This is a genomic window from Streptomyces sp. RKAG290 (genome assembly GCF_023701695.1).
GTDB lineage: Bacteria > Actinomycetota > Actinomycetes > Streptomycetales > Streptomycetaceae > Streptomyces.
In genome coordinates this window covers 484,800-509,881 of record NZ_JAJOZC010000001.1, presented here as the reverse complement: position 1 = coordinate 509,881, position 25,082 = coordinate 484,800, and the positions used below count along the sequence as shown (strand labels likewise).

The 25,082-nt window shown below is 71.3% G+C and carries 28 protein-coding genes and 4 pseudogenes; 23 read left to right on the top strand and 9 right to left on the bottom strand.

Annotated features, from left to right (window positions below; genetic code table 11):
- The first annotated feature begins 41 nt into the window (after positions 1-41).
- A complete protein-coding gene (locus LNW71_RS02270; RefSeq protein WP_250966673.1) occupies positions 42-869 on the top strand; it encodes an inositol monophosphatase family protein in 828 nt (275 codons plus the stop codon).
- A 27-nt stretch (positions 870-896) separates the two neighbouring features.
- Here LNW71_RS02270 and LNW71_RS02265 read toward each other — a convergent pair whose 3' ends face one another.
- Positions 897-1,751: an SDR family NAD(P)-dependent oxidoreductase gene (locus tag LNW71_RS02265; RefSeq protein ID WP_250966672.1), complete on the bottom strand. Its 855-nt coding sequence runs from the start codon at positions 1,749-1,751 to the stop codon at positions 897-899.
- Between the two features lie 90 nt (positions 1,752-1,841).
- Here LNW71_RS02265 and LNW71_RS02260 point away from each other — a divergent pair, with 90 nt between their 5' ends.
- Entirely contained in the window at positions 1,842-2,273 is a 432-nt protein-coding gene (locus tag LNW71_RS02260) for a MarR family transcriptional regulator (protein WP_250966671.1), read from the top strand.
- A 7-nt stretch (positions 2,274-2,280) separates the two neighbouring features.
- Here the strand turns inward: LNW71_RS02260 and LNW71_RS02255 are convergent, their stop codons facing one another.
- Together LNW71_RS02255 and LNW71_RS02250 are read right to left on the bottom strand one after the other, a co-directional pair.
- Positions 2,281-2,676, bottom strand: a complete 396-nt coding sequence (locus LNW71_RS02255; protein WP_250966670.1) for a VOC family protein — start codon at positions 2,674-2,676, stop codon at positions 2,281-2,283.
- Between the two features lie 89 nt (positions 2,677-2,765).
- Positions 2,766-3,814 (bottom strand): annotated as a pseudogene (locus LNW71_RS02250) (zinc-binding dehydrogenase).
- 75 nt (positions 3,815-3,889) lie between these two features.
- Here LNW71_RS02250 and LNW71_RS02245 point away from each other — a divergent pair.
- On the top strand, positions 3,890-4,480 hold the full coding sequence (locus LNW71_RS02245; protein WP_250966669.1) for a TetR/AcrR family transcriptional regulator: 591 nt from the start codon (positions 3,890-3,892) through the stop codon (positions 4,478-4,480).
- A 70-nt stretch (positions 4,481-4,550) separates the two neighbouring features.
- Here LNW71_RS02245 and LNW71_RS02240 read toward each other — a convergent pair whose 3' ends face one another.
- Positions 4,551-5,336: a nucleotidyltransferase domain-containing protein gene (locus LNW71_RS02240; protein ID WP_250971868.1), complete on the bottom strand. Its 786-nt coding sequence runs from the start codon at positions 5,334-5,336 to the stop codon at positions 4,551-4,553.
- Between the two features lie 186 nt (positions 5,337-5,522).
- On the opposite strand from LNW71_RS02240, the gene LNW71_RS02235 reads away from it, so the two are divergent.
- A complete protein-coding gene (locus tag LNW71_RS02235; RefSeq protein ID WP_250966668.1) occupies positions 5,523-6,956 on the top strand; it encodes an NAD(P)/FAD-dependent oxidoreductase in 1,434 nt (477 codons plus the stop codon).
- A gap of 140 nt (positions 6,957-7,096) precedes the next feature.
- Positions 7,097-7,633, top strand: a complete 537-nt coding sequence (locus LNW71_RS02230) for an O-acetyl-ADP-ribose deacetylase (protein ID WP_250966667.1) — start codon at positions 7,097-7,099, stop codon at positions 7,631-7,633.
- A 31-nt stretch (positions 7,634-7,664) separates the two neighbouring features.
- Here LNW71_RS02230 and LNW71_RS02225 read toward each other — a convergent pair whose 3' ends face one another.
- On the bottom strand, positions 7,665-7,973 hold the full coding sequence (locus LNW71_RS02225; protein WP_250966666.1) for a UBP-type zinc finger domain-containing protein: 309 nt from the start codon (positions 7,971-7,973) through the stop codon (positions 7,665-7,667).
- 267 nt (positions 7,974-8,240) lie between these two features.
- Here LNW71_RS02225 and LNW71_RS02220 point away from each other — a divergent pair.
- Together LNW71_RS02220 and LNW71_RS02215 are read left to right on the top strand one after the other, a co-directional pair.
- Positions 8,241-9,712: pseudogene (locus LNW71_RS02220) on the top strand (AlkA N-terminal domain-containing protein).
- Positions 9,713-9,747: 35 nt separating this feature from the next.
- Entirely contained in the window at positions 9,748-10,248 is a 501-nt protein-coding gene (locus LNW71_RS02215; protein ID WP_250971867.1) for a methylated-DNA--[protein]-cysteine S-methyltransferase, read from the top strand.
- Between the two features lie 128 nt (positions 10,249-10,376).
- On the opposite strand, the gene LNW71_RS02210 is transcribed toward LNW71_RS02215, so the two are convergent.
- Positions 10,377-10,946 (bottom strand): TMEM165/GDT1 family protein, encoded by a 570-nt coding sequence (locus LNW71_RS02210; RefSeq protein ID WP_250971866.1) that lies wholly within the window; start codon positions 10,944-10,946, stop codon positions 10,377-10,379.
- 353 nt (positions 10,947-11,299) lie between these two features.
- Between LNW71_RS02210 and LNW71_RS02205 the strand changes: the two are divergent.
- A pseudogene (locus LNW71_RS02205) lies at positions 11,300-11,712 on the top strand ((2Fe-2S) ferredoxin domain-containing protein).
- 21 nt (positions 11,713-11,733) lie between these two features.
- On the opposite strand, the gene LNW71_RS02200 reads toward LNW71_RS02205, so the two are convergent.
- Positions 11,734-12,645 (bottom strand): alpha/beta hydrolase, encoded by a 912-nt coding sequence (locus LNW71_RS02200; RefSeq protein WP_250966665.1) that lies wholly within the window; start codon positions 12,643-12,645, stop codon positions 11,734-11,736.
- A gap of 86 nt (positions 12,646-12,731) precedes the next feature.
- Between LNW71_RS02200 and LNW71_RS02195 the strand changes: the two genes are divergently transcribed.
- Positions 12,732-13,337 carry an ABATE domain-containing protein gene (locus LNW71_RS02195; RefSeq protein WP_250966664.1) on the top strand — a complete coding sequence of 202 codons (606 nt, stop codon included), beginning with the start codon at positions 12,732-12,734 and terminating at the stop codon, positions 13,335-13,337.
- A 111-nt stretch (positions 13,338-13,448) separates the two neighbouring features.
- Here LNW71_RS02195 and LNW71_RS02190 read toward each other — a convergent pair whose 3' ends face one another.
- Positions 13,449-14,108: a class I SAM-dependent methyltransferase gene (locus LNW71_RS02190; RefSeq protein ID WP_250966663.1), complete on the bottom strand. Its 660-nt coding sequence runs from the start codon at positions 14,106-14,108 to the stop codon at positions 13,449-13,451.
- A gap of 265 nt (positions 14,109-14,373) precedes the next feature.
- Here LNW71_RS02190 and LNW71_RS02185 point away from each other — a divergent pair, with 265 nt between their 5' ends.
- On the top strand, positions 14,374-15,159 hold the full coding sequence (locus LNW71_RS02185; RefSeq protein WP_250966662.1) for a DUF6292 family protein: 786 nt from the start codon (positions 14,374-14,376) through the stop codon (positions 15,157-15,159).
- A 165-nt stretch (positions 15,160-15,324) separates the two neighbouring features.
- Here the strand turns inward: LNW71_RS02185 and LNW71_RS02180 are convergent, their stop codons facing one another.
- Complete coding sequence (locus tag LNW71_RS02180; RefSeq protein ID WP_250966661.1) at positions 15,325-15,993, bottom strand: alpha/beta hydrolase family protein; 669 nt, start codon at positions 15,991-15,993, stop codon at positions 15,325-15,327.
- Positions 15,994-16,245: 252 nt separating this feature from the next.
- On the opposite strand from LNW71_RS02180, the gene LNW71_RS02175 reads away from it, so the two are divergent.
- The 13 genes and pseudogenes from LNW71_RS02175 (at position 16,246) to LNW71_RS02115 (ending at position 24,965) form a co-directional block, all read left to right on the top strand.
- Positions 16,246-16,992: a helix-turn-helix domain-containing protein gene (locus LNW71_RS02175; RefSeq protein ID WP_250966660.1), complete on the top strand. Its 747-nt coding sequence runs from the start codon at positions 16,246-16,248 to the stop codon at positions 16,990-16,992.
- 260 nt (positions 16,993-17,252) lie between these two features.
- A pseudogene (locus LNW71_RS02170) lies at positions 17,253-17,572 on the top strand (gas vesicle protein).
- A gap of 33 nt (positions 17,573-17,605) precedes the next feature.
- A complete protein-coding gene (gene gvpJ, locus LNW71_RS02165; RefSeq protein WP_250966659.1) occupies positions 17,606-18,070 on the top strand; it encodes a gas vesicle protein GvpJ in 465 nt (154 codons plus the stop codon).
- Positions 18,067-18,822 (top strand): GvpL/GvpF family gas vesicle protein, encoded by a 756-nt coding sequence (locus LNW71_RS02160; RefSeq protein WP_250966658.1) that lies wholly within the window; start codon positions 18,067-18,069, stop codon positions 18,820-18,822. The genes gvpJ and LNW71_RS02160 overlap by 4 nt, the downstream gene beginning before the upstream one ends.
- Before the next feature lies 1 nt (position 18,823).
- Positions 18,824-19,078 (top strand): gas vesicle protein GvpG, encoded by a 255-nt coding sequence (locus tag LNW71_RS02155; RefSeq protein ID WP_250966657.1) that lies wholly within the window; start codon positions 18,824-18,826, stop codon positions 19,076-19,078.
- Between the two features lie 7 nt (positions 19,079-19,085).
- Positions 19,086-20,162: a histone protein gene (locus LNW71_RS02150; RefSeq protein WP_250966656.1), complete on the top strand. Its 1,077-nt coding sequence runs from the start codon at positions 19,086-19,088 to the stop codon at positions 20,160-20,162.
- Positions 20,163-20,168: 6 nt separating this feature from the next.
- The gene (locus LNW71_RS02145; protein ID WP_250966655.1) at positions 20,169-21,260 is read left to right on the top strand and encodes an SRPBCC family protein; all 1,092 of its coding nucleotides are present in this window, start codon (positions 20,169-20,171) and stop codon (positions 21,258-21,260) included.
- Entirely contained in the window at positions 21,253-21,594 is a 342-nt protein-coding gene (locus LNW71_RS02140) for a gas vesicle protein (RefSeq protein WP_250966654.1), read from the top strand. The genes LNW71_RS02145 and LNW71_RS02140 overlap by 8 nt, the downstream gene beginning before the upstream one ends.
- 20 nt (positions 21,595-21,614) lie before the next feature.
- Positions 21,615-22,430 carry a GvpL/GvpF family gas vesicle protein gene (locus tag LNW71_RS02135; RefSeq protein WP_250966653.1) on the top strand — a complete coding sequence of 272 codons (816 nt, stop codon included), beginning with the start codon at positions 21,615-21,617 and terminating at the stop codon, positions 22,428-22,430.
- A gap of 3 nt (positions 22,431-22,433) precedes the next feature.
- The gene (locus LNW71_RS02130) at positions 22,434-22,661 is read left to right on the top strand and encodes a gas vesicle protein (protein ID WP_250966652.1); all 228 of its coding nucleotides are present in this window, start codon (positions 22,434-22,436) and stop codon (positions 22,659-22,661) included.
- Entirely contained in the window at positions 22,658-22,936 is a 279-nt protein-coding gene (locus tag LNW71_RS02125) for a gas vesicle protein K (RefSeq protein ID WP_250966651.1), read from the top strand. Before LNW71_RS02130 ends, LNW71_RS02125 begins: the two co-directional genes overlap by 4 nt.
- A 182-nt stretch (positions 22,937-23,118) precedes the next feature.
- On the top strand, positions 23,119-23,580 hold the full coding sequence (locus LNW71_RS02120; RefSeq protein ID WP_250966650.1) for an Asp23/Gls24 family envelope stress response protein: 462 nt from the start codon (positions 23,119-23,121) through the stop codon (positions 23,578-23,580).
- Between the two features lie 269 nt (positions 23,581-23,849).
- Entirely contained in the window at positions 23,850-24,965 is a 1,116-nt protein-coding gene (locus LNW71_RS02115) for a glycerate kinase (protein ID WP_250971865.1), read from the top strand.
- The last annotated feature ends 117 nt before the right edge of the window (positions 24,966-25,082 follow it).

Sequence of the window (25,082 nt, the reverse complement as noted above, 5' to 3'; positions counted from 1 at the left end):
CAGGTCGTCGGCCCTCCGGCGGCCCGTGCTTAGCTGGGGGCATGATCGATGACTTCCTTGCCGGGGACCTGACCGAGGTCGAGGCGGCGGTCCGCGCAGCGGCCGCCGCCGAGATCATGCCGCGCTACCGGCAGCTCGCCGCACACGAGATCGTCGAGAAGAACGGTCCGCACGACCTGGTGACCGCCGCGGACCGGCTCGCCGAGGAACACCTCACCGCCTCGCTGAGCCGGCTCCTGCCGGGCTCGGCCGTCGTCGGCGAGGAGGCGGTCCACGCCGATCCGAAGGTCTACGAGGCGCTGGGCGGCGAGGCCCCCGTCTGGATCGTCGACCCGGTCGACGGCACCCGCCAGTTCGTCCGCGGCGAACCGGGTTTCTGCACCCTGGTCGCGCTCGCGCACCACGGCGAGATCCTGGCGTCCTGGACGTACGCCGCAGCCCTGGACCAGATGGCCGTGGCCGTCCGCGGCCGCGGGGCCACGCTCGACGGCGCTCCGATACGGTCGGGCTCGCCCGCACCCGACGCCGTACTGCGCGTGGCGATGTCGCACCCCGACTACACCACCGACGCGCAGAAGCGGGCCCTGCGCGGCCTGCGGACCGAAGGCATCGACGCCCGTCCCTGCGGATCGGCCGGCCTCGAATACCTCGCCGTCGCCCGTGGCGACCTGGACGCGCTCGCCTTCAACTGGGAGTTCGCCTGGGACCACGCGGCCGGCCTGCTCCTGGTCACCGAGGCGGGCGGCACCCAGGCCACGCTGTCCGGCGCGCAGTTCCGCATCACCGGTGGCAACGACCTGCCCTTCACCGCCGCCCGCGACCGCGGGACCGCCGAACGCGTCCTGGCCGCGCTGCGCGCCGGAGCCTGAGCCCGGCGGCACGGTCGGCCCTCCGGTTCACCGGGCCAGGAGCTCGCGGGTCAGCGCGGCGAGGCGCCGGCGGGCCTGCGGATCGTAGGCCTGCTCGTGGGCCGCCGCGTCCGTGAAGCGGTCGAAGTAGCGGCCGGTGACGTCCGCCAGCGCCGGGTCGGTGATCAGCCGCACCGTCGGGCGCACGCCCTCCTCGACGGGGACCGCCGGGGTCAGCCCGTACGCCCGCACCCCCTCGGTGTCCATCAGGTGGGCCGGGTGCAGGGCGTTGAACGTGACCCCGGTGCCGGGCGTCCGCGCGGCCAGGTCGAACGTCGACATGATCATCGCGAGCTTGCTCCGGCAGTACGCCTCCAGGCCCTCGTAGCCGCGCTCCATCATGACGTCGTCGAAGTCGACGGGCGACTGCCCGACCGAGGCCACCTGGACGACGCGCGCCGGGGCCGACGCGGTCAGCAGCGGCAGCAGCTCGCTGATCAGCAGACAGGGCGCCAGATAGTTGACCGCGAACCGGAGTTCGTGGCCCTGCGCGCTCACCTCTCGGTGCAGCGGATCGGCGCCGCCGCCGGCCACCGCGTTGTTGACCAGGACGTCGAGCCGGGGCTCGGCCTCCCGTACGGCCGCCGCCAAGGACCGGACCTGGTCCAGATCGGACAGATCGGCGAGGTAGCTGCGTACCGCGCCCCGACCGGCCGAGAGGGCACGTACCTCCTCGGCGGCCCTGTCGAGCCGTGCCTGGTCCCGGCCGTGCAGCAGCAGTGTCGCGCCGCGGCCGGCCAGGTCGCGGGCCAGGTGGAGACCGAGGCCCTGGGTGGCGCCGGTGACGAGAACGGTCCCGGCGAAACGGGAAGGCGAGTGGTGGTGAGCACCTTGAGTATCCATGCCTTGAGTTATATCAAGACCTTGATTCAACTTCCATGCCTGTCATGAGTCCGTGATTCGGCAGATGTCCGTGGCTGTACGCTCGCGGGCATGGGAATGACCGCCGACGACCGCCTCGGCGCGGACATCAAGCGTGCAGAGCAAGCGCTCATGGCAGCCAAGAGCGCCGCCCTGAAGGGTGCGGACCTCACGGTGGCGCAGTACGCGGCGCTGTTCGCCCTCGCCGACCATCCCGGCATGTCGGGCGCCGCGCTGGCCAGGGTCTGCCTGGTCACCCCGCAGGCCATGGCGGCCGTGCTCAAGCACCTGGAGGAGCGCGGCCTGATCGTCAGGACCGTGCACCCCTGGCACCAGAAGATGCTGGAGACCCGCCTGACCGACGAGGGCGCCGAGACGCTGCGGCTGGCCGACGAGCGGGCGGTACGGATCGAACGCCGCATCGCGGCGGAGTTCACCCCGCAGGAGCGGGAGGCCCTGCGGGGCCTGCTCGCCCGCTGCGTCACGGCCATTCAGCGGGACTGAGGGTTCCTCACATCCCGCCGGCGCCGTGCTTGACCAGGCAGAACGGGTGACCGGCCGGGTCGGCGAAGATGCGCCACGGGCGGTCGGGGCCGGCGCCGCTGTCGAGGACCGTCGCGCCGGCCGCGACCGCCTCGGCCCCGGCCGCGTCCAGGTCCCGAACACCGAAGTCCAGATGGAACTGCTGGGGGTGCTCCGGATCGGGCCACCGCGGCGGCCGGTACTCCGTCGCCCGCTGGAAACCGAGCACGAGCCCGGCGGCGGTGTGCAGTGTGGCCCAGTCCTCGTCGAGCGCCCACCGGCGGTCCGCCTGGTTGACGCGCCCGCCCAGCAGTACGCGGTAGAACTCGGCGAGACGTACCGGATCGGGACAGTCGAGCACCACGCACTGCAGTTCGGCGATCATGGCCGAATCCTAGGGGCTGCCGTTCCGGGCCGGGCGAGGCCGGCGTGCTCCCCGTGCGACGGCCTGGGTCGTGACCCTTCGGATGGCACTCAGGGGTGCATGACGATCTTTCCCACGTGCCCCTGCGGGAGAGTTCCTCCTGCGCCCGAGCAGCCTGGTCCAGTGGGAAGGATGCGGCGATGACGGGTCGGATCCCGGCGCGACGAGCCAGGTCCATGAGGAGGGCGAAGTGTGCGGGGGTGTGCATCGCGGAGCCGATGACCTGGGCGTTGTGCAGGTAGAGGCGGCGCACGTCGAAGGTCACGCCGTAGCCGCCGAGTGCGCCGGCGATGACCCACCGGCCCCCTTCGCGCAGCAGCGGCAGCCCCTCACCCACCAGCTCGCCCGCCACGACGTCGAGCGCGACGTCGATGCCCTCCGGGGCGGCGGCGCGGATCTGCTCGGCGATGTCTCCCGCGCGGTCGACGACTTCGTGCGCGCCCGCTTCTCGCACCGCATCGATCTTGGCTCCGCTGCTGAGGGCGATCACCCTCCCGCCGCGCGCACGGGCGATCTGCACCAGTGCGATGCCGACGCCGCCGGAGGCTCCCGAGACCAGGACGGTTTCCCCCTTGCGCAGCCGGCCTCGCTCGATCATGCCCAGCGCCGTGCCGTAGGCGGTCGGCAACGTCGCGAGCTGGTCGTCGGTGAGCGGGGAGTCCGTCACGTCGTGCACGCGCTCTGCCGCCGCCGTCACGTACTCGGCGTACCCGCCGTCCCGCTCGCTCCCCATCAGGCCCACCGGGTTGGCGTCCGGCCCTTCGGTGTCGTAGATCGCGGGGTCGACCACCACCCGGCGTCCGACGAGGCTCTCCGCCACCCCGGTCCCGACGGCCACGACGCGGCCGGCCACGTCGGCGCCCTGGATGCGCGGGAAGTCGATCGGGCCGCGCCAGCCCGACCTCGCCTCCGGGTCTCCCGGCCGGCCGTAGGCGCCCTCCCGGGTCCACAGGTCGGTGTTGTTCAGCGCCACCGCGCCGACCTGGACCAGCACCTCTCCCGCCCGCGGGGCAGGTACGGCGACCTCCGTCAGCTCCAGAACCTCCGGTCCTCCGTGCCTCGTGATGCGCACCGCTCGCATGAACTGGGACGCGCCCATCGCCTGAACCTCCTCGCAGGTATACTGATCTGTGAACTCCTCCCACCGTACACCGATCAGTGAAGGGGGCCCGTGGTGCAGGCAGCGCGTGCTGTGACGCCGGCCGGCCGGCGCATCCTGGCGGCCGCCGAGGAGCTGTTCTACCACCGCGGAATCACAGCGGTCGGTGTGGATCTGATCGCCGAGCACTCGGGCGTGACGAAGCGGACCCTGTACAACCGGTTCGGGTCGAAGGACCACCTCGTGGCGGCCTACCTCACGGAACGCGACCAGCGCTGGCGGTCAGTCGTCCGGGCCGCCGTCGCAGCCGCAGGCACTCCCGCCGAGGCCGTCACCGCCCCTTTCGAGGCACTGCGGACCTGGAGCGCGAACAACAGCCGTGGCTGCGCCTTCATCAACGCACTCGCCGAACTCCCGGACCCCTCGCACCCCGCGCACCGCATCGCCGCGGACCAGAAGCTCTGGCTGCTGAACCTGTTCACGGAACTCGCCACCGCAGCGGGCTGCTCGTCCCCGGCCGCCCTCGCCACGCAACTCCTCGTGCTGCACGAGGGTGCTCTGGCCACGCAGCCCCTCTCGCTCGACACCCTTCCGGAGAGCGCTGCCCTGGCGCGAGCCCTGGTCCAAGCCGATGCCCCCGGCCCTGATCGGCCGGAGGGGGCTTGAGGCCTTGCGCCCGGATCGGCCGGATCAGGCACCGGGGCACGCGAGCCCGGCATGATCCGTACGAGAGGCCTCAGTTGCGCGCCCGGTCCAGGACCGCCCGTACGTCGGCGACGACACCCGCGGCCGCCTCCACCGCGGCGATGTCCAGGCCGCGCAGTGCCTCGCCGACCCGCTCCGCGAAATCCGCCGGGGTGTCCGGCAGGGCGGCGGCTGCCGCCAGTGCGCCCTTTTCGTTGAGACACCAGGTGCGGTGGTGGGCGTGCAGCGACTGGGTGAGGACGCCGAACGCCCGGGACAGGCAGAGCGAGACGTGGAGCCGGTCGCCTGCCGGAGCCGACTTGGCGGCCGACACCACCGAGAAGTCCGCCTCCCAGGCCGCATCGACAAGGGCCTTACGCAGCGGCTCCGGATAGTCGAGCGTCTCCCGCTGAAGCGCGGTCAACTCCCCGGACGGGTCGGCGATCACGTGTCCGAGAGCGACCTCACCCGGATAGACGGGCGACCAGAATCCGAGCGGGTGGCCGGGCTGGATCCCCACTTCGTAGCGGCCCTGGCGGCAGTCCGACCAGACCGCGCCGACCCGGTCCAGATCGCGCAGGATCCAGTCCACCGGAGTGCCGTCCACCCGCAGCCAGGCCCCGCCGTCGACCCACGGGCCCCAGCCGCCCGGCCCGGCCACCTCCACCGGTGACCCCTGTGCCTCGCAGGCCAGCGCGGTGAGCGCGGCCAGGTCCGGGGTGCCGCGGTAGTAGAGGCCCAGATCCCAGTCGGAGTCGGGGCGGTGAGTACCCCGGGCCCGGCTGCCGCCCAGGGCCACGGCCCGGATGCCGGGCACGGCGGTGAGCTGCTCGGCCATGGCGTCGATCCGGTGGCGCAGCGCCTTCTCCTTCGCCGTCAGGTGCGCGGCGGGGAGCGGGGCCGGGCCCGGCTGTTGCGCGGGGTTCGGAGTACTCATCGAACGGGGACCCTACCCGCGCCCGGCGCGTGGGCGCCTGCGAATATCCTGGGTACTCCGACCGCCGGCTGACAAAGGAGTCCGAAGGTGCCGTCGATGCTCGATGCAGTCGTCGTGGGGGCAGGCCCCAACGGACTGACCGCCGCAGCCGAACTGGCCCGCCGTGGCTTCGCCGTGGAGGTCTTCGAAGCCGGGCGGACCGTCGGCGGCGGGGCCCGCACGGAGGAGCTCACGCTCCCCGGCTTCCACCACGATCCCTGCTCTGCGGTCCACCCGCTGGGCATCGGTTCGCCGGCCTTCGACGCCATGCCGCTCGCCCGGCACGGCCTGGAGTGGCTGCAGCCCCGGCTGGCCCTCGCCCACCCGTTCCCGGACGGGTCCGCCGCCGTGCTGGCCGGCTCCGTGGGGGAGAGCGCCATGTCGCTCGGACCGCGGGACGCGGGGGCCTACCGCAGGCTCGTCGCGCCGTTCCTCGGCCACTGGGACACCCTCGCCCAGGACTTCCTGCGCACCCCGTGGGACGGACTGCCGCGCGACCCGTACCGCTGGGCGCGCTTCGGCCTCGACGCCGTCCAGCCCGCCACGCTCCTGTCCCGCCGCTTCCGCGGTGAGAAGGCGCGCGGTCTCTTCGCCGGACTCGCCGCCCACGCCATCGCCCCCACCAGCGGGCTCGCGACCGGCGGAATCGCCCTGCTCTTCGCGCTGGCCGCGCACGAGCGGGGGTGGCCGGTGCCGCGCGGCGGCTCCCAGGCCATCTCCGACGCCCTCGCCTCGTACCTGCGGGAACTGGGCGGTGTCATCACCACCGGCACGGAGGTCAAGCGGCTGGACGAACTGCCGCCGGCCCGCGCCTACATCTTCGACACCTCGCCGACCGCGCTGGCCCGGATCGCGGGACTGGGCAACGCCTACCGCGGCTACCGCTACGGCGCCTCCTGCTTCAAGATCGACTACGCCCTGTCGGGTCCCGTCCCCTGGACCGCGCAGGAGGCCCGCCGGGCCGGCACGGTGCACATCGGTCCCACGGCCGGCGAGATCGACTCCGCCCTGCGCGCCGCCGTGAGCGGCCGCGACCCCAGTGTGCCGTTCCTGATCACCGCCCAGCCGAGCCTCGTCGACCCGTCCCGCGCACCCGAGGGCAAGCAGGTGTTCTGGGTGTACGGACACGTACCGGCCGGCTGGGAGGGCGACGCCACCGAGGTCATCGAACGCCAACTGGAGCGTTTCGCCCCGGGGTTCCGCGATCTGGTGCTCGCCCGCGCGGTGGCGGGACCGCCCCGGCTCGCCGTGCGCAACGCGAACTACGTGGACGGGGACATCGCCTGCGGCGCCTTCGCCGGGCTGCAGACGGTGATCCGCCCCAAGCTCGCACGGGTGCCGTACGCGACGGCGCACCCCGCGGTCTTCATCTGCTCCTCGGCCACCCCGCCCGGCCCAGGGGTGCACGGCATGTCCGGACACCACGCGGCGAAGGCGGTGTGGCGCCGGCTGCGCGCATCGGGTCCCTACGGCGGCCGTTAGGGGCTTTCGTTCGGACAGCGCCGCGAGGTGCGGCACCAGACCCCGCTCCCTACCCGGCCTGATCCGAACGAAAGACAGCAGTCCCGGCGCGCGAGCGCTCAACTACCCGCGCAGACACCCGTTACCGGCATGATGGCGGTATGCGCACACCTCCCGCCGTCACCATCACCCTCGTGCGAGGCGACATCACCAAGCAGTCCGTCGACGCCGTCGTCAACGCCGCGAATTCCTCCCTGCTCGGCGGTGGCGGGGTGGACGGTGCGATCCATCGTCGGGGTGGCCCGGAAATCCTGGCCGCCTGCCGCGAACTGCGCGCCTCGCGGTACGGCAAGGGGCTGCGGACGGGGCAGGCCGTCGCCACCACCGCCGGGAAGCTCGACGCCCGCTGGGTGGTGCACACGGTGGGCCCGGTGTGGAGCAGCACCGAGGACCGCTCGGCGCTGCTGGAGTCCTGCTACCGCGAAGCCCTGCGCGTCGCAGTGGAGTTGGGGGCCCGGACCGTGGCCTTTCCCGCGATCTCCACCGGCATCTACGGCTGGCCCATGGACGACGGGGCCCGGATCGCTGTCCGCACGGTGCTGGCGGAGGCCGCCGCGCCGGTCGAGGAGGTGCGGTTCGTGCTGTTCGACGCGCACGCGTACGTGGAGTTCGAGGAGGCGCTGGCGGCCCAGGTCTGACCGGGCCCGGGGCGCGGGCGGTGGTGTCCGTTCAGGCTGCCCGGGCCGGCCCGACGCCGTCGACGTCGAAGGTCACCTGGTCGTCGTAGCACCACCACCACGTCTCGCCCGGCTCGTACGAGCGGATCAGGGGATGGCCCGTGGCGGAGCGATGGGCCGTGGCGTGCTTGTTGCGGGAGGAGTCGCAGCATCCCACGTGCCCGCAGCTCTGGCACTCGCGCAGGTGCACCCAGGTGTCACCCTGCGCGACGCACTCCGGACAGGAGTCGGGGCTGTCCGGGGTGACTCGCCGCACCTCGTCCAGATGCGAACAGATCGGCGTGGACGACGCGTCCGTCATGTCGGGGTCTCCCTTGTCTCTCTGTGCCCGGGCACCACATCTCCGTACCCACGGAGACGAACGACCCGATGAACGCGCGGGACGGCGGGCCTCCGGCCCGTTCACGGGGGCGTCCGAGCCTCTTCAAGCCTCTCACCGCGGCGTTCCCTGTCAACTCATGACCTGCCAGGGACCGGGCCGGACGGGAGGCCGAAGAGTTCCTGGCAGTGCGAGGTCGATGTCGGATTCTCGCCAGCCACAGCCACCTCGGTGCCCCATGCTTGAACCATGCACACCGACACCGAGCGCTGCGTGCGGGCCGTCCGGTCCAAGGACTCCCGCTTCGACGGCTGGTTCTTCACGGCCGTCGTGACCACCAGGATCTACTGCCGGCCGAGCTGTCCCGTCGTACCGCCCAAGGTCGAGAACATGACCTTCTACCCGAGCGCCGCCGCCTGCCAGCAGGCCGGGTTCCGGGCCTGCAAGCGCTGCCGGCCGGACACGAGCCCGGGGTCCCCGGAATGGAACGCCAGGGCCGACTCCGTCGCCCGTGCGATGCGGCTCATCCGGGACGGGGTCGTCGACCGGGAGGGCGTGCCGGGTCTCGCCACCCGGCTCGGCTACTCGTCCCGGCAGATCGAGCGGCAACTGCTCGCCGAGCTCGGGGCGGGGCCGCTGGCACTGGCCAGGGCGCAGCGCGCGCAGACCGCGCGGGTGCTGATCGAGACCACCGGACTGCCCATGGCCGAGGTGGCCTTCGCCGCCGGGTTCGCCTCGATCCGTACCTTCAACGACACCGTCCGCGAGGTCTTCGCCCTCGCGCCGGGGAGTTGCGCAGCCGGGCCGCCCGGTCGGCGAAGCCTCCGGCCACGCCCGGCGTGATAGAGCTGCGGCTGCCGTACCGCGCCCCGCTCAACCCCAGCAACCTCTTCGGGCACCTCGCCGCGACGGCTGTGCCGGGCGTCGAGGAGTGGCGCGACGGCGCGTACCGCCGCACGCTCGATCTGCCGTACGGGCACGGCATCGTCGCCCTCACCCCGCGCCCCGACCACATCGCCTGCCGCCTCTCGCTCACCGACCCGCGCGACCTCACCCTCGCCATCAGCCGCTGCCGCTGGCTGCTCGACCTGGACGCGGACCCGGTCGCGGTCGACGAACAGCTGCGCGCCGACCCGCTGCTCACCCCGCTGGTCGACAAGGCGCCGGGCCGGCGGGTGCCGAGAACCGTCGACGGCGCGGAGTTCGCCGTCCGGGCCGTGCTCGGCCAGCAGGTGTCGACCGCCGCGGCCCGCACGCACGCGGCCCGGCTGGTCACCGCGCACGGCACGCCCGTCGACGACCCTGAGGGCGGCCTCACCCACCTCTTCCCGTCCTCCGAGGCGCTGGCCGGCCTCGACCCCGAGCAGCTGGCCCTGCCGCGCAGCCGTCGCCGGACGCTCACCACTCTCGTCGACGCGCTGGCCGACGGTTCGCTGCGGCTCGGTACCGACACCGACTGGGAGAAGGCGCGGGCCGAACTGGCCGCGCTGCCCGGTTTCGGTCCCTGGACCATCGAGGTCATCGCCATGCGGGCGCTCGGCGACCCGGACGCCTTCCTGCCGACGGACCTCGGCATCCGGCGGTCGGCACAGGCGCTCGGCCTGCCCTCGACACCGGCCGCACTCACCGCACGCGCGGCGGCCTGGCGCCCCTGGCGGGCGTACGCGGTCCAGTATCTGTGGACCGTCGACGACCACCCCATCAACCACCTTCCCGCATAAGGAAGTTCATCGTGTCCGTAACTCGCACCACCGCCGTGACCCGGCAGCACACCGTGGTCGACAGTCCTTACGGCCCGCTCACCCTCGTCGCCACCGACCGGGTCCTGGCCGGCCTCTACATGACCGAGCACCGCCACCGGCCGCCCGAAGTGACGTTCGGCGAATCCGATCCTCGGCCCTTCACCGAGGCGATCCGACAGCTGGACGCCTACTTCGCGGGTGAGCTCCGGGAGTTCGACCTCCCGCTGCACCTGGACGGCACCCCGTTCCAGCGCACCGTCTGGGCGGAGCTCCGGCGGATTCCGTACGGCGAGACCCGTTCGTACGGCGAACTGGCCGGGATCCTGGGCAAGCCGGGCGCCTCGCGCGCGGTGGGACTGGCCAACGGGAAGAACCCGGTCAGCATCGTCGTGCCCTGTCACCGGGTGATCGGAGCCTCGGGGAGCCTCACCGGCTACGGCGGCGGCCTCGACCGTAAGCAGCGGCTGCTGGCCTTCGAGAACGGTACGCAGGACGCCACCCCCGCACTCTTCTAGCTTCTGGCGTCTTGCACCCCGCAGTGGTGTCGGTGTCTCCATATCCGGTGCGGGCGGGCCGGCCCACCGCCGGACGCCCCGCACCGGTGTTCCGTGTCCCCGCACCACCCGGTGCGGGGACACGCGTGTCAGCCGGTGAAGATCTCGGTGACCGTCCAGATCGCCAGCCCCAGCATGCACAGGCCGCCGATGCGCTGGACCGTCTTGAGCGGTACGCGCTTCGCGATGAAGCGCCCCGCGAGCAGCGCCAGTGCCGATACGGACATCAGGGCGGCCGCGGAGCCGATCGCGGTGGACCAGGCCCCGTTGCTCGCGGCCAGGTTGGCCGTCGTGATCTGGGTGAGGTCGCCCCACTCGCTGATGAACACGGCCATGAACGCGGTCGAGTACACCGGCCAGAAGCCGGTCACGGTCTTCGGGCCGTCCTCGTCCTCGTCGTCGTCCCCGCCGGCGCGCAGCAGCATGAACGCTCCGAACGCGAAGAGGGACGCCGAGACGAGCTTGACGATCCAGTCGGGCAGCAGCCCGAGCAGGCCTCCCGCGCCGACCGCGATGGCGACGTGGACGATGAACGCCGACGAGGTGCCGAACCAGACGTAGAGCGGGCGCATGCGCGTGCCCATGGCCAGCGACGCGAACATCGTCTTGTCGGGGAGCTCCGCGAGGAAGATCAGCCCGAAAGCGGTGAGGATCGCCAGGGGTCGAGATGCATTCCGGGTGGCTTTCTGTAAGTGCCGGGCCCCGGATCTTCCGCGAAGTGCCGCTCGGGCTTTTTCGGAGGACCACTCGGCCCGGCATGACGGCGACGCCCACGGGACGCGGGCGTGTCATACCTGACCGAAGGTCTCGCCCGCCCGCAATGATCCACGAGCCCGGCCACCGGGAACCCGGAGGTTCCAGTGTGTCGACGACCGGTTTGCAGGGCTACTCCCCTTCGCAGCCGTCAACATTACCGCATGCGGCAGCCTGGGGGCTCGGGTGTTCGAGCCGTCGAGGTGTCCCGGTACAGTCCCACGATGATCATCCACGCCGCGCACCGGAGTCTGCCCGCATGAGCCGCCGTGACCGCAGGGGTGCCGGTGCGCCCGGTACGGGTGCGCTCCGGCCCACTGTCAGCGTCTGCCGGGGCTGCTGCTGCGGGACGCCGAAGATCGAGGGGTGGACCACGCGGGGCTGCTTGCCGCTCTGCGCCGTCCGCTCGACGGGGTCGCGAGGGTCCGGGTCGTGGACTGTCTGGACGCCTGTGACCAGGCCGACGTCGTGGTCGTCCAGCCGTCCGCCGACGGTCGCCGGGCCGGTGGCCGACCGGTCTGGCTCGGCCTGGTGAACGACGCCGACGCGATAGCCGACATCGCCGGATGGGTCGAGGCGGGAGGCCCGGGGCTCGTGGACCCGCCGGGGATCCTGGACCTGTACGAGTTCCGCCCCTCGCGCCGGGTCCGGGAGGAACTGACGGAGGACTGAGCGGTGCCGCCGACCGTCCCGCTACGGCCTGTCCGCCGCCCAGGTGCGGTCCAGGAAGTCCGCGACCAGCGGGGCGATCTGCGGGAGGCGGTCCTCCAGGGCGAAGTGCCCGGTGTCGAAGAGGTGCAGTTCGGCGTCCGGCAGGTCGCGCAGGTAGGCGCGTGCCCCGGGTTCCGGGAAGAACATGTCGCCCGTGCCCCAGACGATGAGCGCCGGCGGGGTGTGCTCGCGCAACCAGGCCTGCCACTGCGGGTAGAGCGCCACGTTGGAGTGGTAGTCGAAGGCCAGGTCGAGCTGCGGCTGGGTGCGGCCCGGCAGATCGAGGAAGTGCTGGTCCAGGGTCCAGCCGTCCGGTGCTACCAGCTCCGGATCGGCGGTGCCACCCTCGTACTGGCCGCGGGTGGCGGGCAGGGTGAGCAGCGACCGCACCGTGTCGGCGGCTCCGGCTGCCTCCGGCCGCAGGGCGATGAAGTCGCGGGCGTGCTGCGACAGTCCCTCGGTGTACGCGTTGCCGTTCTGGACGACCAGTCCGGCTATCCACTCCGGGTGCCGGGCGGCCAGCCGGAACCCGATCGGGGCGCCGAAGTCGAAGACGTACATCACGAAGCGGGACAGGCCGAGCCGCTGCACGAAGCCCTCGGTGATGTCGGCGAGCCGGTCGAAGCTGTACGTGAACGGGCCGCCGGCGGCCGAGGAGGCCGGGGCGTCGCTGTGGCCGAAGCCCGGGTAGTCCGGGGCGATCAGCCGGTAGTGGGCGCCGAGGGCGTCCATGAGCCGCCGGAACTGGTGCGAGGCCGAGGGGAAGCCGTGCAGCAGGAGCATCACGGGGGCGTCGTCCGCCTGTCCCGCAGGAAGTGACTCCCGGTAGAAGACGCGCACGCCGTCGACCTCGATGTGCCGGTGACGGATGTGGGGAACAGCTTGAATCGCCATGTTCACATGCCTCCTTGGTGTCCTGATGCATTAGTTCTATGCGGGCGGTACCTAATGCGTCAAGTGGTTCAGGTAGCATTAGGGTCATGACTGAGCCCGAGCCGCTGACCGGCGAACCGCTCGCCCTGGATCTGCTCAACACGCTTCCGCACCCGCCGCCGGGCGGCGCCCCGGTCGATCACCTGGCCGACGCGGCCGGGCTGCTGAGCTGGCTGGCCCTGGAGGCCGGCCGGCTGCCAGGGGCGGCGGAGGGGGAGGAGGCGGCAGGGCCCGCCGATCTGGCGGCGGTGCAGGCCGTCCGCGCCCACGCCGCCGATGCCATCGGGCGGGCCCGCAACGGCGAACGCCCTCCGGATTCCGCCCTGCACGGCCTCAACGAGGCGCAGCTCGCCGCCCCCGCCGTCCGGTACGCGGAGTGGGGCGGGGGACAGGTCGTGGCGACAGTGCGCCGCTCCGGCCCCCTCGGGGTGCGGACGGCCGCGGCGCTCGCCGAGGCGGTGGTCGGTCTGCTGGCGGATCCGGTCATCGGTACGGTCCGTGAGTGCGAGGCGGACGACTGCACCCTGCTGTTCGTGCCCGCCAACCCGCGCCGCCGCTGGTGCTCGGCCGCGCGCTGCGGCAACCGCGCCCGGGTGGCCCGCTACTACCGGCGCCACAAGGAAGGGCAGGCCGCGCCGCAGCAGGACGCGTAGCCGCAGTCGCCGCATGGTGCGACACCTAAGGCGCGGTGCTCCTGGCCGGCGTCTGCGCGGCGTCCCGGGCGGCCTCCAGCACGGGGCTTCCGTGCGGCCTCCGGCGCGCTTCTATGCGGCCGCCTGCGGGAGTTTCTGCGCGAGCAGGAAGGCCTGCGGAGTGCTCTCGCCCGGGTCCGCCACCCGTACCAGCCGGGCCTGCACCGCGAAACCCGTCCGTCGGAGCAGCTCGGCCACCCGGTCGGGGGAGAACCGGTACACATCGAGGTCCACGGGATGGCCGTACGCGTGCTCCAGCCGGACGCGCTCGTCGCCCACCTTGAAGGCGAGCAGCAGATGGCCGCCCGGTGCCAGCACCCGATGGAACTCGGTCACGTAGGGCCCCAGTTCCTGCGGCGGGGTATGGACGAGCGAGTACCAGGCGAGAGCGCCACGCAGTGAACCGTCCGCCAGGTCCAGGGCGCTCATCGTCCCCACCTCGAACCGGAGGCCCGGGTGACGCCGCCTGGCCTCCGCCACCATTCCCGGCGACAGATCGACACCGAACGCGGACAGCCCGGCGTCCCGCAGATACGCCGTCACCCGGCCCGGCCCGCAGCCGAGATCGGCGACCGGCCCGTCGCCCTCCGCCGTCACGTGCTCGGCGAAGGCGCCGAGCATCGCACGGTCCAGCGGCTTGGCGGCGAGCTCGTCGGCGAGCAGCGAGGCGTAGTCGACGGCCACGGTGTCGTACGAGGCCCTGGTGGTGTGCAGGGAAGACAGGTCGCTCATGCAGCGGACCGTACCGGCCCCCTCCGACACCGGCCGCCGCGGCATCGGTGGGGGAGGGCCGCCGCCCGGCCAACGGAAGTGCCGGCCTTCCGCGCTGCCACCCTTTCGCCGTACAGGATGCCGTGACGGCGGGTCAGCAGGATTCCCCGAGTCGCCCCGGGGGCGCTCAGATACCGGACCGAAGATGTGTAGCCCGCGTGAAGAGGCGTTTTCCGGGCAGTGGCAGTGAGCGCGGACACCCCGCCCTGGACACTGGAGAACTACCGTGCCGTACAAAGAAGACCGTTCTCAGCTGCGGGAAGACCTCGAATCCGCGATAGGCCACTACATGGTGGCCGTGGCGGGGCAACTCCTGGACGAAGGCCTTCCGGTGGCCTCCATCTCCTCCTACGGAGCCTATGACGACCGGAGTCAGGACGCTTTTGGTGGAGATGTGGAGGGCAGCGTGGAGTTCACGCAGGCCTTCAGACGACGGCTGGTCAGCGACGGCGGGGATGCGGGTCTCCTGTGGTGCGGAGTCTCCGGGTGGTGCTTCTTCCGGATACCTGAGGGCTCCGGCCGGACCCTCCTGGAATCGGCCCGCTGGATGGGGGACGGGTTGCTTCCCGAGCCGAGACGCGTCGCCGCCTTCCTCTCCGAAGTGCAGTTGGACGCGAACAGCGCGGGCAGCGAGGAGCGGCCCTTCTACCGGGTCCCGCACAAGGAGCCGCGCGTGCTGCTCGGCAGGCTCCAGGCCTTCGAGGCCCCCGCCGGCGCCGACGAGACGTGGTACGACAGCAGGTTCTCCTCCCTGCGGACCGACGCGTACCAGCAGCGGGCAGTGAGCGCGCTCACCGCGGACAAGCAGGAACTCGTCGACGTGGCATTCCATACCGGCGAACTGCAGGCACTGATGGGCTTCCTCGAATACGTCGAAGGCGTCGCGCCGAGGGGCGAGGCCCGCGAGCTGGCACGGAGGCTGGCCTCGGACCTGGGCATGCGGGCACGTGACGGACGTGAGAGCTGTCATGAGCACCGAGAGGCGTTCACTTATGCGGTCGAACGACGCTGAGGCGTGGTGCGGAGAGCAGTGCGCCACGCCTCAGCGTCGCGCGCGGGAGCAGCGCGCCGGATCGAGGCCGGGCATGGCTGAGGGAGCCGGTGCCCGCACCACCCCGAACTGAGCTGGTGCGGCTTCAACGGCAGCCCGTCGTCCGTGCGTCGACGCACCCGCGATTCACTCGCCGAGCAGGAGTGCGGCGACCGCCTCCGGGGCCTCGTGCATCGCGTCGTGTGCGGTGGGGAGGTCGTGGACCTGCCAGCCGGGATCGGCCTGGAGCCGGGTGCGGAGTCCGGCGAACGGTGTCCGGTTCTCCCATCCCGAGCAGTAGACGAACTCCCGGCGGGGCACCTGGGTGAGGGCGCCGGTGAGCCGGATCGTCTGCAGGAACGAGGCGAGGGGATGCGGACGGCGGCGGGGATCGCCGTTGCCCGGCGGGCGGACGGCGTAGCCGGTGGCCGCAGCGCCGGCGGTGAACACTTCCCGGAAGTGGTCGTTCGTCGACGACCAGCACGAATCGCCGTCCCGCGGTACGTAGGCGTCGAGATGCACCAGTCGCGAGATCCGGCCGTCGGCACGGTCGGCGGCTGCGGCGATCACCATCCCGGCGTAGCTGTGGCCGACCAGCGTCACGTCGGTCAGGTGGGAGCGATCGAGGACCTGCAGCACGTCGTCGGCGTGCGTGTCGAGGTTGGCGGCCGCGACCGTCGCGTCGTCGTCGTCCGGCCGCAGCCCGGTCAGGGTCAGGGCGTGAACGGCATGACCGGCACGCTCCAGCAGCGGAACCACCGCCTCGAAAGACCAGGAACCCTTCCAGGCGCCGGGAACAAGGAGATACGTCGCCATGCTCTTCTCCTTCTTGCTCGTGCCGCGGCATGAGGCACGCTGCCTCGATGCCAGGCGGATCGGCCCGGCGCTCTGCGCGATCGTGGACCCCTCCGCATGCAGTTCAGTGTCACGGGGGCGAGGCGTGGCTTGCTACCGATACGATGCCAACTGATGCCCGTACACCGCCAACCTCGCCGGAGCACCGGGGCGACCTCACACATGTGGCCGTCCGGCGGGCGCCACCTCTGGCCGTCCGGCGCGACGAGCGCGATGCAGTCGCACGCACGGGGGCACCTGGTGTACGCGGCCGCCGGCGTCCTCACCGTTCACACCGAGCGCGGCACCTCTATCGTTCCCGCCAACCGGGTCGCCTGGACCCCCGCCGGGTTCACGCACCACCACCGCGCCCACGGCGACACCGATATGCGGATCGTGTTCCTCGCGCCCTCCCTCGCCCGGCTCGTACCGGACCATCCCGCCGTGTTCCTCGCCTCCGGGCTGGCCCGCGAGGTCCTGCTCGCCCTGACCGGCCCCCGCGACCAGGACGGAGCCGCGCCCGACCACAGCCGCTCCGCGCGCACCCGCCTCCATCGCGTCCTCGTCGACGAACTCCGCGACGCGCACGAACAGCCCCTGCACCTGCCGGAGCCACAGGACGACCGGCTGCGGGCCATCGCCCGGATGCTGTACGAGACGCCGGCGGACAACGCCACGCTGGCCGAACTCGGGAAGACGATCGGAGCCAGCACCCGCACCCTCAGCCGACTGTTCCGCGGCGAACTCGGCATGACCTTCTACGAGTGGCGCACGCAGCTGCGCGTCCACCACGCGCTGGTGCTCCTCGCCGACGGTCATGACACCACCCGAACCGCCTACGCCTGCGGATGGGCCAACCCCAGCAGCTTCATCGCGGCGTTCACCGACATCGTCGGAACAACCCCGGGCCGCTACCGAGCCGGTCGCCGGACCACGGCCCCCGCCTCGCCACTCCCGACGGCGGGCAAGTCCTCCAGCTGATGCGCACGCGCACCCCGGCCGCCGTGGTCCCTGGTCAGCCGGCACGGTCTGCGCCCTCTCCTGTGAACGGTCGCGAAACCGTGCAGCGAAACCCTTCCACCTGCGCATATGCGTGTTCTGGCAGCTCCGGCCAGGAGGACCGGCACCCGGGCGACTGCTGAGTGCGCCCGGCCCTCTCCCCGCTCCGCCTGGACAGCCGTCGCTCGCACTGATGGATTCGCTCAAGATGCGTAGTCGGCGGGAGTGACCAGACTGGCCTTATGGCAGAACAACGTCGCACATCCGCCGGGAGCTCCAAGACGGCGACCGCTCACCGCGCCAAGTCCGCGCGGGGGCCGGAGCACGCGGCGAATGCTGCCTGCAAGAGCCTTGAGGGGCTGATCGGCCACCCCACGGAGGGTGTGTCCGCTGTCCGGCGTTCCGACGACGGCTGGTGTGTGGTGGTGGACGTTCTGGAGGTCCCCGGATTCCCGACACCACAAGCCTCCTCGCCTCCTACGAGGTGCAGCTCGATCGGGCCGGTGAACTCCTGGAATACCGCAGGGTCCGGCGTTACCGACGTGGTGCAGCCGACGAGTGATCCGTTTTCGCTCCCCTGCTGGAAGGACATTCCATGACCGCGACCACCTACTCCGACGAAGTAGTGGCCTGCCCCCCGCGCGCCGGCACCTTGTACGACGTGCTGGAACTGATTCTTGACCGTGGCATGGTCATCGACGTGTTCATCCGGGTCTCGCTGGTCGGTATCGAGATCCTGAAGATCGACGCACGCATCGTCGTCGCGAGTGTGGACACCTACCTGCGGTTCGCGGAAGCCTGCAACCGGCTCGACCTGGAGCGGGATTCGGGCAGCACCACCATTCCCGAACTGCTCGGTGGCGGTGTGGCCAAGTCCGTCGGCAAGCGCAAGGTGCGCAGTGCCGCCGAGAGCGTGGGCGACACGGTGCGAAAAGCGGTGGGCGCGGACGACAAGTCCGATGACGAGGACGAGGACGAGCCGCAGGAGCGGCCGAGGAAGCGGCGGGCTCCGGCCCGTAGCGGTGAGAGCCGACGGCGACGCGCGGAGGCAAGCGCGTGACAGCCGACGGTGTGTACGTCTACGCGATCCTTCGGGCGGGAACGGCGCTCCCGAAGGACGCAGCCGGCGTGGGGTCACCGCCCGCGACCCTCCGGACGATCAGGCAGGGCCGGCTCGACGCGGTCATCAGCGACGCGCCGCCGCAGCTCCGCGCACGACGCAGGGACCTGCTGGCGCACCAGGACCTGCTGATGCGCCTGTCGGACGAAGGCCCCGTCCTGCCCATGCGGTTCGGCATGGTCGCGCCGGACGAGGAGACGATCCTTCAGCAGCTGGCCGCGGCCGAGTCCGCGCACGGCGCCACCCTGGACCAGCTGGCGGGCCGCATCGAGATCAACGTCAAGGCGCTCCCGGCGCAGAACGCGCTGGCAGCCCTCGTGGCCGAGGAGAAGAACGTCCGGCAGCTCCGCGAGGCCGCGCGGCGGCACCCCGGCTACGAGGCCAGTGTCCGGCTGGGCGAAGCCATCGCCGCCGCTCTCACCCGGAGGGCGGCCGCGGCCGGGCGGCGGATCCTGCGGGAACTGGAGCCCAGGGCCCATGCGGTGGCTGCGGGACCCGAGGTCCCAGGGTGCGCGCTGAACATCTCCTTCCTCGTCGACCACAGCGCCACCGGCACCTTCCTCACCACGGCTCGCAACTTCGCGCAGGCCCATGGGGATCATGTGGAGCTCCGGCTCGCCGGACCGCTGCCCTGCTACAGCTTCGTCTCCTCCGCGGCGCTCCCTGTGCCCGTATCCGTGGGCGGGGAGTGACATGGGACTGATCACCGGCCTCCTCACACTCCCGATCGCGCCGGTCCGTGGCGTGGTCTGGGTGGCGGAGAAGCTCAACGACGCTGCCGAGCGCGAGCTGCACGACCCGGCCGTACTCCGTACGCAGCTGGCCGTGCTCAATCAGGAACTCGAGGCCGAAGACATCACTCTGGAGGAGTTCGAACGGGAAGAGGAACGCCTGCTTGACCGGCTGCATGCCGCACGGGTCGGCCCGGCACAGATCGATCGAAGGTGACGTGCTCATGGAAGACCAGACCAAGGTGACCCTGGCGGCCGCCGTAGTCGGTGGCTACGTGCTGGGCCGTACCAAGAAAGGGCGGCTGGCCATCACCGTCGCCACCTATCTGGCGGGCCGGCGCTTCGGGCTGGAACCCCGCCAGCTCGCCGCGGAAGGCCTGCGGCGTCTCGGGGAGGTCCCGCAGTTCGCCGAACTCCAGGACCAGCTACGTGGCGAGGTCCTCGACGCAGGCCGCAAGGCCATGACCGCCGCAGCCAACCGCAGCATGAGCTCTCTGGCCGACACGATCAGCGACCGCACGGCCCGTCTCCTCGAACCTCCGCACGACGAGGACGAGGACGAGGCCGACGAGTACGACGACGAGACGCCGGACGACGAAGACGCGGAGTACGAGAACGAAGACGAAGAAGAGCCCGCGGACGAGGACGAAGAGGAACCCGCGGACGAGGACGAGGACGAACCCGCGGACGAGGAGTACGAGGACGAGGACGAGGAGGAAGAGGAGGAGGAAGAGCCCGACGAGGACGAAGAAGAACCCGCGGACGAGGAGTACGAGGACGAGGAAGAGCCCGACGACGACGAGGAGGAAGAGCAGGACGAGGAGGAGGACGATCAGCCGGTAGACGAGGAAGAGGAGAGCGAGCCCGAGGAGGAGCCGGAGAAGAGGCAGCCGAGAAAGCGTGCCTCCCGGCGGTCCGAGCCGGGCGCCACGAAGAGCGCTGCGGAGAGTAAGGCCTCCCGGGGCACGAAGGCGGCGGCCAAGAAGAGCGCCCCGGCCAAGAAGGCGGCCTCCAAGCGGGCCGCGCCGGCCAAGAAGGCGGCGGCCAAGAAGAGCGCCCCGGCCAAGAAGGCCGCAGCCAAGAAGAGCGCCCCGGCCAAGAAGGCGGCGGCCAAGAAGAGCGCCCCGGCCAAGAAGGCGGCCTCCAAGCGGGCCGCGCCGGCCAAGAAGGCGGCGGCCAAGAGGAGCGCTCCGGCCAAGAAGGCCGCAGCCAAGAAGACGGCTCCGGCCAAGAAGACGGCATCGGGCAAGGCGTCGTCAACGAAGCGGGCTGCATCCAAGCGCACCAGTGGTCGGAGGTAGCGAGCCATGGCCAGGACGGAAAACGCAGAGCCTGAGGCGCAGGAGTCCGGAATGGACAAGCTCCGCGAGGAGTTGTCCGGCTTCCTCACCAGCCAGGTGGGGAAACTCGCCGAGAAGGCGGGGGACAAGCTGACGGACGTCACGGGTCAGCTGACCGATGTCGCGGAGAACGGCGGTTCCCTGCCGGCCATCGGTTCCCGCATCCTCAAGGGCGACTCACCCGTCAAGGCCTTCATCGGGGAGAAGGCCAAGGGCGTCAAGGACAACGTCGTGGACAAGGCCAAGGAGGCCTTCGGCGGCGGCGGCAAGGGCAAGCGCAAGGCCAGCGGCGGCAAGATCATGAACATCGTCGAGGTGCTCGACGTGGGAGTGCCGCTGCGGACCGCTTACGACCACTGGACCCAGTACGACCAGTTCAGCAGCTTCGCCAAGGGTGTGCGTGACGTCTCGATGGGCGACGAGGGGGCCAGCGACTGGAAGGTCAAGGTGGGGCCGTCCTCGCGCAGCTTCAAGGCGACCGTTCAGGAGCAGGTGCCCGACGAGCGCATCGTCTGGACCTCCGAAGGAGCCAAGGGCACCACGCGCGGCGCCGTCAGCTTCCACGAACTGACACCGTCTCTCACGCGCATCGTCCTGGTCATGGAGTACTACCCCGCCGGGTTCTTCGAGAAGACGGGAAACCTCTGGCGTGCCCAGGGGCGCCGCGTGCGACTCGACTTCAAGCACTTCCAGCGGTACGTCACCCTCACCGAGGAGGAACCGGACGGGTGGCGTGGGGAGATCCGCGACGGAGAAGTCGTGGTGTCCCACGAAGAGGCCATGGAACAGGAAGAAGCAGAGGACGAAGAGGGCCAGGACGAGGAGGGCTACGAGGACGAGGAGGACGGCGAGGAGGAGTGGGACGACGAGGACGGCGACGATGAGGACGAGGACGACGACGAGCTGACGGACGAGGACGAGGAAGAGGAAGAAGAGGAACCGGAGGAAGAAGAGGAACCGGAGGAGGAAGAAGAAGAGGAAGAGGAAGAGGAGGAGGCGCCGCCCAGAAGGCGGGGATCTCCCGCGAAGCAGCGATCGCGAAGGGCCCGCAGTGACTGACCTCGACTTCCGGCAGGGTGCTTCCTACCCTGTCGCCGGTCCGCAGACCACCAACCTCGCCGACATCCTCGAACGCGTCCTCGACAAGGGCATCGTGATCGCCGGGGACATCAAGATTGACCTCCTCGACATCGAACTCCTCACCATCCGGCTCCGCCTCTTCGTGGCATCCGTGGACACCGCGAAGAAGGCCGGGATCGACTGGTGGGAGAACGACCCGGCGCTCAGTTCCCAGGCGTCACGGAGCGCTCTCCAGGAAGAGAACCGCGAGCTGCGTCAACGCCTGAAGGCACTCGAATCCAACTCCGAAGAGACAGACACGCCCGAGCGATGATGCAGGGAGAACAGAAACACATGACGGAGCGCAGTCCCGAGGCTTCGGATGCGAACGCCCTCTACGTGTACGCGGTCTGCCGTGCCGAGGAACCCGTGGACCTCGACGGGATCACCGGAGTCGCCCAGGAGTCACCCGTCCGTTCCCTCTCCTTCGGGTCGCTCACCGCGATCGTGCAGAGCGTCCGGTCGGCCGAGTTCACGGACGCGGCCTGGCAGGAGCGCCTGACGGACGAGGCGGAACTCGAACGGTACGCGCGCGCCCACCACGCCGTCGTGTCGGTGGTCGCCGCGCACTCGCCCACCGTGCCCTTGCCGCTGGCCACGCTGTACAACGGCGAGGCCAGGGCCAGGAGCGCGCTGAACGCCGAATCGGCGCGCTTCCACACGGCGCTCAAACGTGTGGCGCACCATGTTGAATGGGGTGTGAAGGTGTACGCCCCCCAGTCGCCGGGCGGTGGGAGCAGTCCTGCGGCAGAGCAGCCGGGCGCGCAGGCCGACCGGGCCCGCCCGGCCCCCGGAGCGGGGCGCGCCTACCTGGACCGCAAACGGAACCTGCAGGCGCAGCGCGAGCAGCGGCAGGAGGATTCCCTGCGCGTCGCCGAGGAGATCGACGCGGACGTGAGCCGCATCGCGAAAGCGTCCCGTCGGCTCAGGCCGCACGGTCAAGGCGCTGCCGGCGACCACAGGGTCCAGGTGCTCAACGCCACCTATCTGGTCGCCGAGCACCGGGCAGCCGAGTTGGACCTGCTGGCCAGGAGCCTGCGGGAACGGACCGGTGCGGAGATCGAGGTCTCGGGTCCGTGGGTCCCCTACTCCTTCGTCGGCGAGGTGTGAGCCGTGACGCATGAAGTGGTTCCGTGGGACAGTCCGGGCGCCCTGAGCGGGCCCATCGGTGTGCCGTTGGTGGACCTCCTGGACAGGATCCTTGGCACCGGGGTCGTCATCAGCGGGGACCTGGTGATCGCTATCGCAGATGTCCCGCTCGTACGGGTCTCGTTGCACGCCCTGCTGTCCTCGGTGAACGAACGCGTACCTGCCCCGTGGGCGGACAGTGGGCCGCTGTGACGACCTCACGAGTCGACCTGGACTCCGAGAAGATGGGGCGCGACCTCGTCACTCTGGTCCTCACCGTGGTCGAGCTGCTACGGCAGTTGATGGAGCGTCAGGCCCTGCGCCGCATCGACCAGGGTGATCTCACCGATGACCAGACCGATGAGATCGGCACGACGCTCATGATGCTCGACCAGCGAATGACGGAACTCTGCGAGCAGCACGGCGTACGTCCGGAGGACCTCAACCTGGACCTGGGGCCGCTCGGCAGTCTGCTGCCCCGGAACTGAGGGCGGGTCCGGGGAAAGCCGGGCCGCTGACGGCGATGCGAATTCCGCAAGGCCCGTCCCCACCCACCCGAATGGCGCAGGTCCCGTATCCGGAGCACAGTGGAACTGGGGGCACAGGTCGGCGGAAGGCATCCGTCGAGGCCGGTCCGCCCCCTCCCAGAACAACTCTGTGCGAGGAACTCATGGCGACAAACGACAGTCAGAGCGGCACTGCACTGGGGGCTAGTGACACGACGGGCGGTACGCGGGGGACCACCGTCATCGCGGACAACGTGGTCTCGACGATCGCCGGCATAGCCGTGCGCGAGACCGACGGAATTCATTCCCTCGGCGGGGGCGCCTCGCGGGCTATGGGGGCGGTCAAGGACAGGGTTTCCCGCTCCAACGACCCCGGTCGCGGGGTGAAGGTGGAGGTCGGTGAGAAGCAGACCGCCATCGACGTCGACATCGTCGTGGAATACGGCATCCCCATCCTGGAGGCCGCGAAGAACATCCGCACCCACGTCACCGATGCGGTGGAGACGATGACCGGGCTCGAAGTCGTCGAAATCAACATCAAGGTCCTGGACGTCTACGTACCGGGATCCGACGACGACGATGACGACGACACGGAGCGGGCACCGGCCAAATCCCGCGTCCAGTGACGTGAGCCCACGTGCGCCAGGTGGTGGCTCCCCGTAGCCGTACGTGACGTGCCGTCCAGGCCCGACGGCCTGCGTTTCCCAGCCGCTTGCAGCCGGCCCTCCATGCAGGAAGGGCCGGCGCACGCATGTCCGGACGGTGCCCGGCCGAGGACGCCGCAGGTCCAGGGCACGGACACCCATGGGCAGGGAGCGGGTCGTCCGGATAGGGTCGGGGCGGCGCGACTGCCTGTTCGAAAGCAAAGGGATTCAAGGTGACGGACGGAGCAGTGATGGAGACCGCACGCGTGCTCGTCGCGGCGGACAAGTTCAAGGGCTCGCTCACGGCCGTGCAGGTCGCGGAGCGGGTGACGGCCGGGCTGCGGCGCGTCGCCCCCGAGGTGCAGGTCGAGACCCTGCCCGTGGCGGACGGCGGCGACGGCACGGTGGCGGCGGCGGTGGCCGCCGGATTCGAGCGTCGCGAGGCGCGCGTGACCGGCCCCCTGGGGGAGCCGGTGACTGCCGCGTACGCCCTGCGTGAGGGCACCGCGGTGGTGGAGATGGCGGAGGCCTCGGGCCTCCAGCATCTGCCCGCCGGCGTGTTCGCCCCGCTGACCGCGACCACGTACGGCTCCGGCGAGCTGCTGCTCGCCGCGCTCGAAGCGGGTGCGCGGACCATCGTGTTCGGGGTCGGAGGCAGTGCGACCACGGACGGTGGCGCGGGCATGCTGGCCGCGCTCGGCGCGCGGTTCCTGGACGCGGACGGCAAGCCCGTGGGCCCGGGCGGCGGCGCACTCGCCGAGCTGGCCTCGGCCGATCTGTCCGGGCTCGACCCGCGGCTGGACGGCGTCGACCTGATCCTGGCGAGCGACGTCGACAATCCGCTGACCGGGCCGAAGGGCGCGCCTGAGGTGTACGGGCGCCAGAAGGGCGCGACCGAGGCGGACATCGCGGTACTCGACGCGGCCCTCACGCACTACGCCTCCGTGCTGGGGCCGGATCACGCGGCGCTGCCGGGTGCGGGAGCGGCGGGTGGCATCGGGTACGGGGCGCTGGTCGCCCTCGGCGCGCGCTTCCGGCCCGGGATCGAGGTGATGCTCGACGTCCTCGGCTTCGCTCCCGCGCTGGCCCGGGCCACGCTGGTGATCACCGGTGAGGGCTCGCTCGACGAGCAGACCCTGCACGGCAAGGCCCCGGCCGGCGTGGCCGCGGCGGCCCGCGCGGCCGGCATCGAGGTCGTCGCCGTCTGCGGCCGCCTCGCGCTGGCGCCGGAAGCGCTGGGGCGGGCGGGGATCCGTCGCGCGTACGCCCTCACCGAGCTGGAGCCGGATCCTGCGGTGAGCATGGCTGAGGCGGGGCCGCTGCTGGAGCGGGTGGCGGAGGCGATCGCGCGGGACTTCCTGCGGTGAGGTGACGTGGGCGGGGGCGCGGCTGACCGCCGGGCCCCCGCCCACGCGCCCCGCGCCCCGAACGCCGACGCGGATGAGAGCCACGCAGCACCCGGCACTTCAAGCCCCTCCGGCGAT

Excerpts from the sequence above, each read along its gene's own strand:
- LNW71_RS02260 (WP_250966671.1), top strand. The coding sequence starts at position 1,842 with ATGGGAATGACCGCCGACGACCGCCTCGGCGCGGACATCAAGCGTGCA.
- LNW71_RS02270 (WP_250966673.1), top strand. The coding sequence starts at position 42 with ATGATCGATGACTTCCTTGCCGGGGACCTGACCGAGGTCGAGGCGGCG.
- LNW71_RS02230 (WP_250966667.1), top strand. The coding sequence starts at position 7,097 with ATGCGCACACCTCCCGCCGTCACCATCACCCTCGTGCGAGGCGACATC.
- LNW71_RS02115 (WP_250971865.1), top strand. The coding sequence starts at position 23,850 with ATGGAGACCGCACGCGTGCTCGTCGCGGCGGACAAGTTCAAGGGCTCG.
- LNW71_RS02265 (WP_250966672.1), bottom strand. The coding sequence starts at position 1,751 with ATGGATACTCAAGGTGCTCACCACCACTCGCCTTCCCGTTTCGCCGGG.
- LNW71_RS02240 (WP_250971868.1), bottom strand. The coding sequence starts at position 5,336 with ATGGCCGAGCAGCTCACCGCCGTGCCCGGCATCCGGGCCGTGGCCCTG.
- LNW71_RS02255 (WP_250966670.1), bottom strand. The coding sequence starts at position 2,676 with ATGATCGCCGAACTGCAGTGCGTGGTGCTCGACTGTCCCGATCCGGTA.
- LNW71_RS02200 (WP_250966665.1), bottom strand. The coding sequence starts at position 12,645 with ATGGCGATTCAAGCTGTTCCCCACATCCGTCACCGGCACATCGAGGTC.
- LNW71_RS02180 (WP_250966661.1), bottom strand. The coding sequence starts at position 15,993 with ATGGCGACGTATCTCCTTGTTCCCGGCGCCTGGAAGGGTTCCTGGTCT.
- LNW71_RS02190 (WP_250966663.1), bottom strand. The coding sequence starts at position 14,108 with ATGAGCGACCTGTCTTCCCTGCACACCACCAGGGCCTCGTACGACACC.
- LNW71_RS02195 (WP_250966664.1), top strand. The coding sequence starts at position 12,732 with ATGACTGAGCCCGAGCCGCTGACCGGCGAACCGCTCGCCCTGGATCTG.
- LNW71_RS02120 (WP_250966650.1), top strand. The coding sequence starts at position 23,119 with ATGGCGACAAACGACAGTCAGAGCGGCACTGCACTGGGGGCTAGTGAC.
- LNW71_RS02150 (WP_250966656.1), top strand. The coding sequence starts at position 19,086 with ATGGAAGACCAGACCAAGGTGACCCTGGCGGCCGCCGTAGTCGGTGGC.
- LNW71_RS02155 (WP_250966657.1), top strand. The coding sequence starts at position 18,824 with ATGGGACTGATCACCGGCCTCCTCACACTCCCGATCGCGCCGGTCCGT.
- LNW71_RS02135 (WP_250966653.1), top strand. The coding sequence starts at position 21,615 with ATGACGGAGCGCAGTCCCGAGGCTTCGGATGCGAACGCCCTCTACGTG.
- LNW71_RS02175 (WP_250966660.1), top strand. The coding sequence starts at position 16,246 with ATGCAGTCGCACGCACGGGGGCACCTGGTGTACGCGGCCGCCGGCGTC.
- LNW71_RS02145 (WP_250966655.1), top strand. The coding sequence starts at position 20,169 with ATGGCCAGGACGGAAAACGCAGAGCCTGAGGCGCAGGAGTCCGGAATG.
- gvpJ (WP_250966659.1), top strand. The coding sequence starts at position 17,606 with ATGACCGCGACCACCTACTCCGACGAAGTAGTGGCCTGCCCCCCGCGC.
- LNW71_RS02225 (WP_250966666.1), bottom strand. The coding sequence starts at position 7,973 with ATGACGGACGCGTCGTCCACGCCGATCTGTTCGCATCTGGACGAGGTG.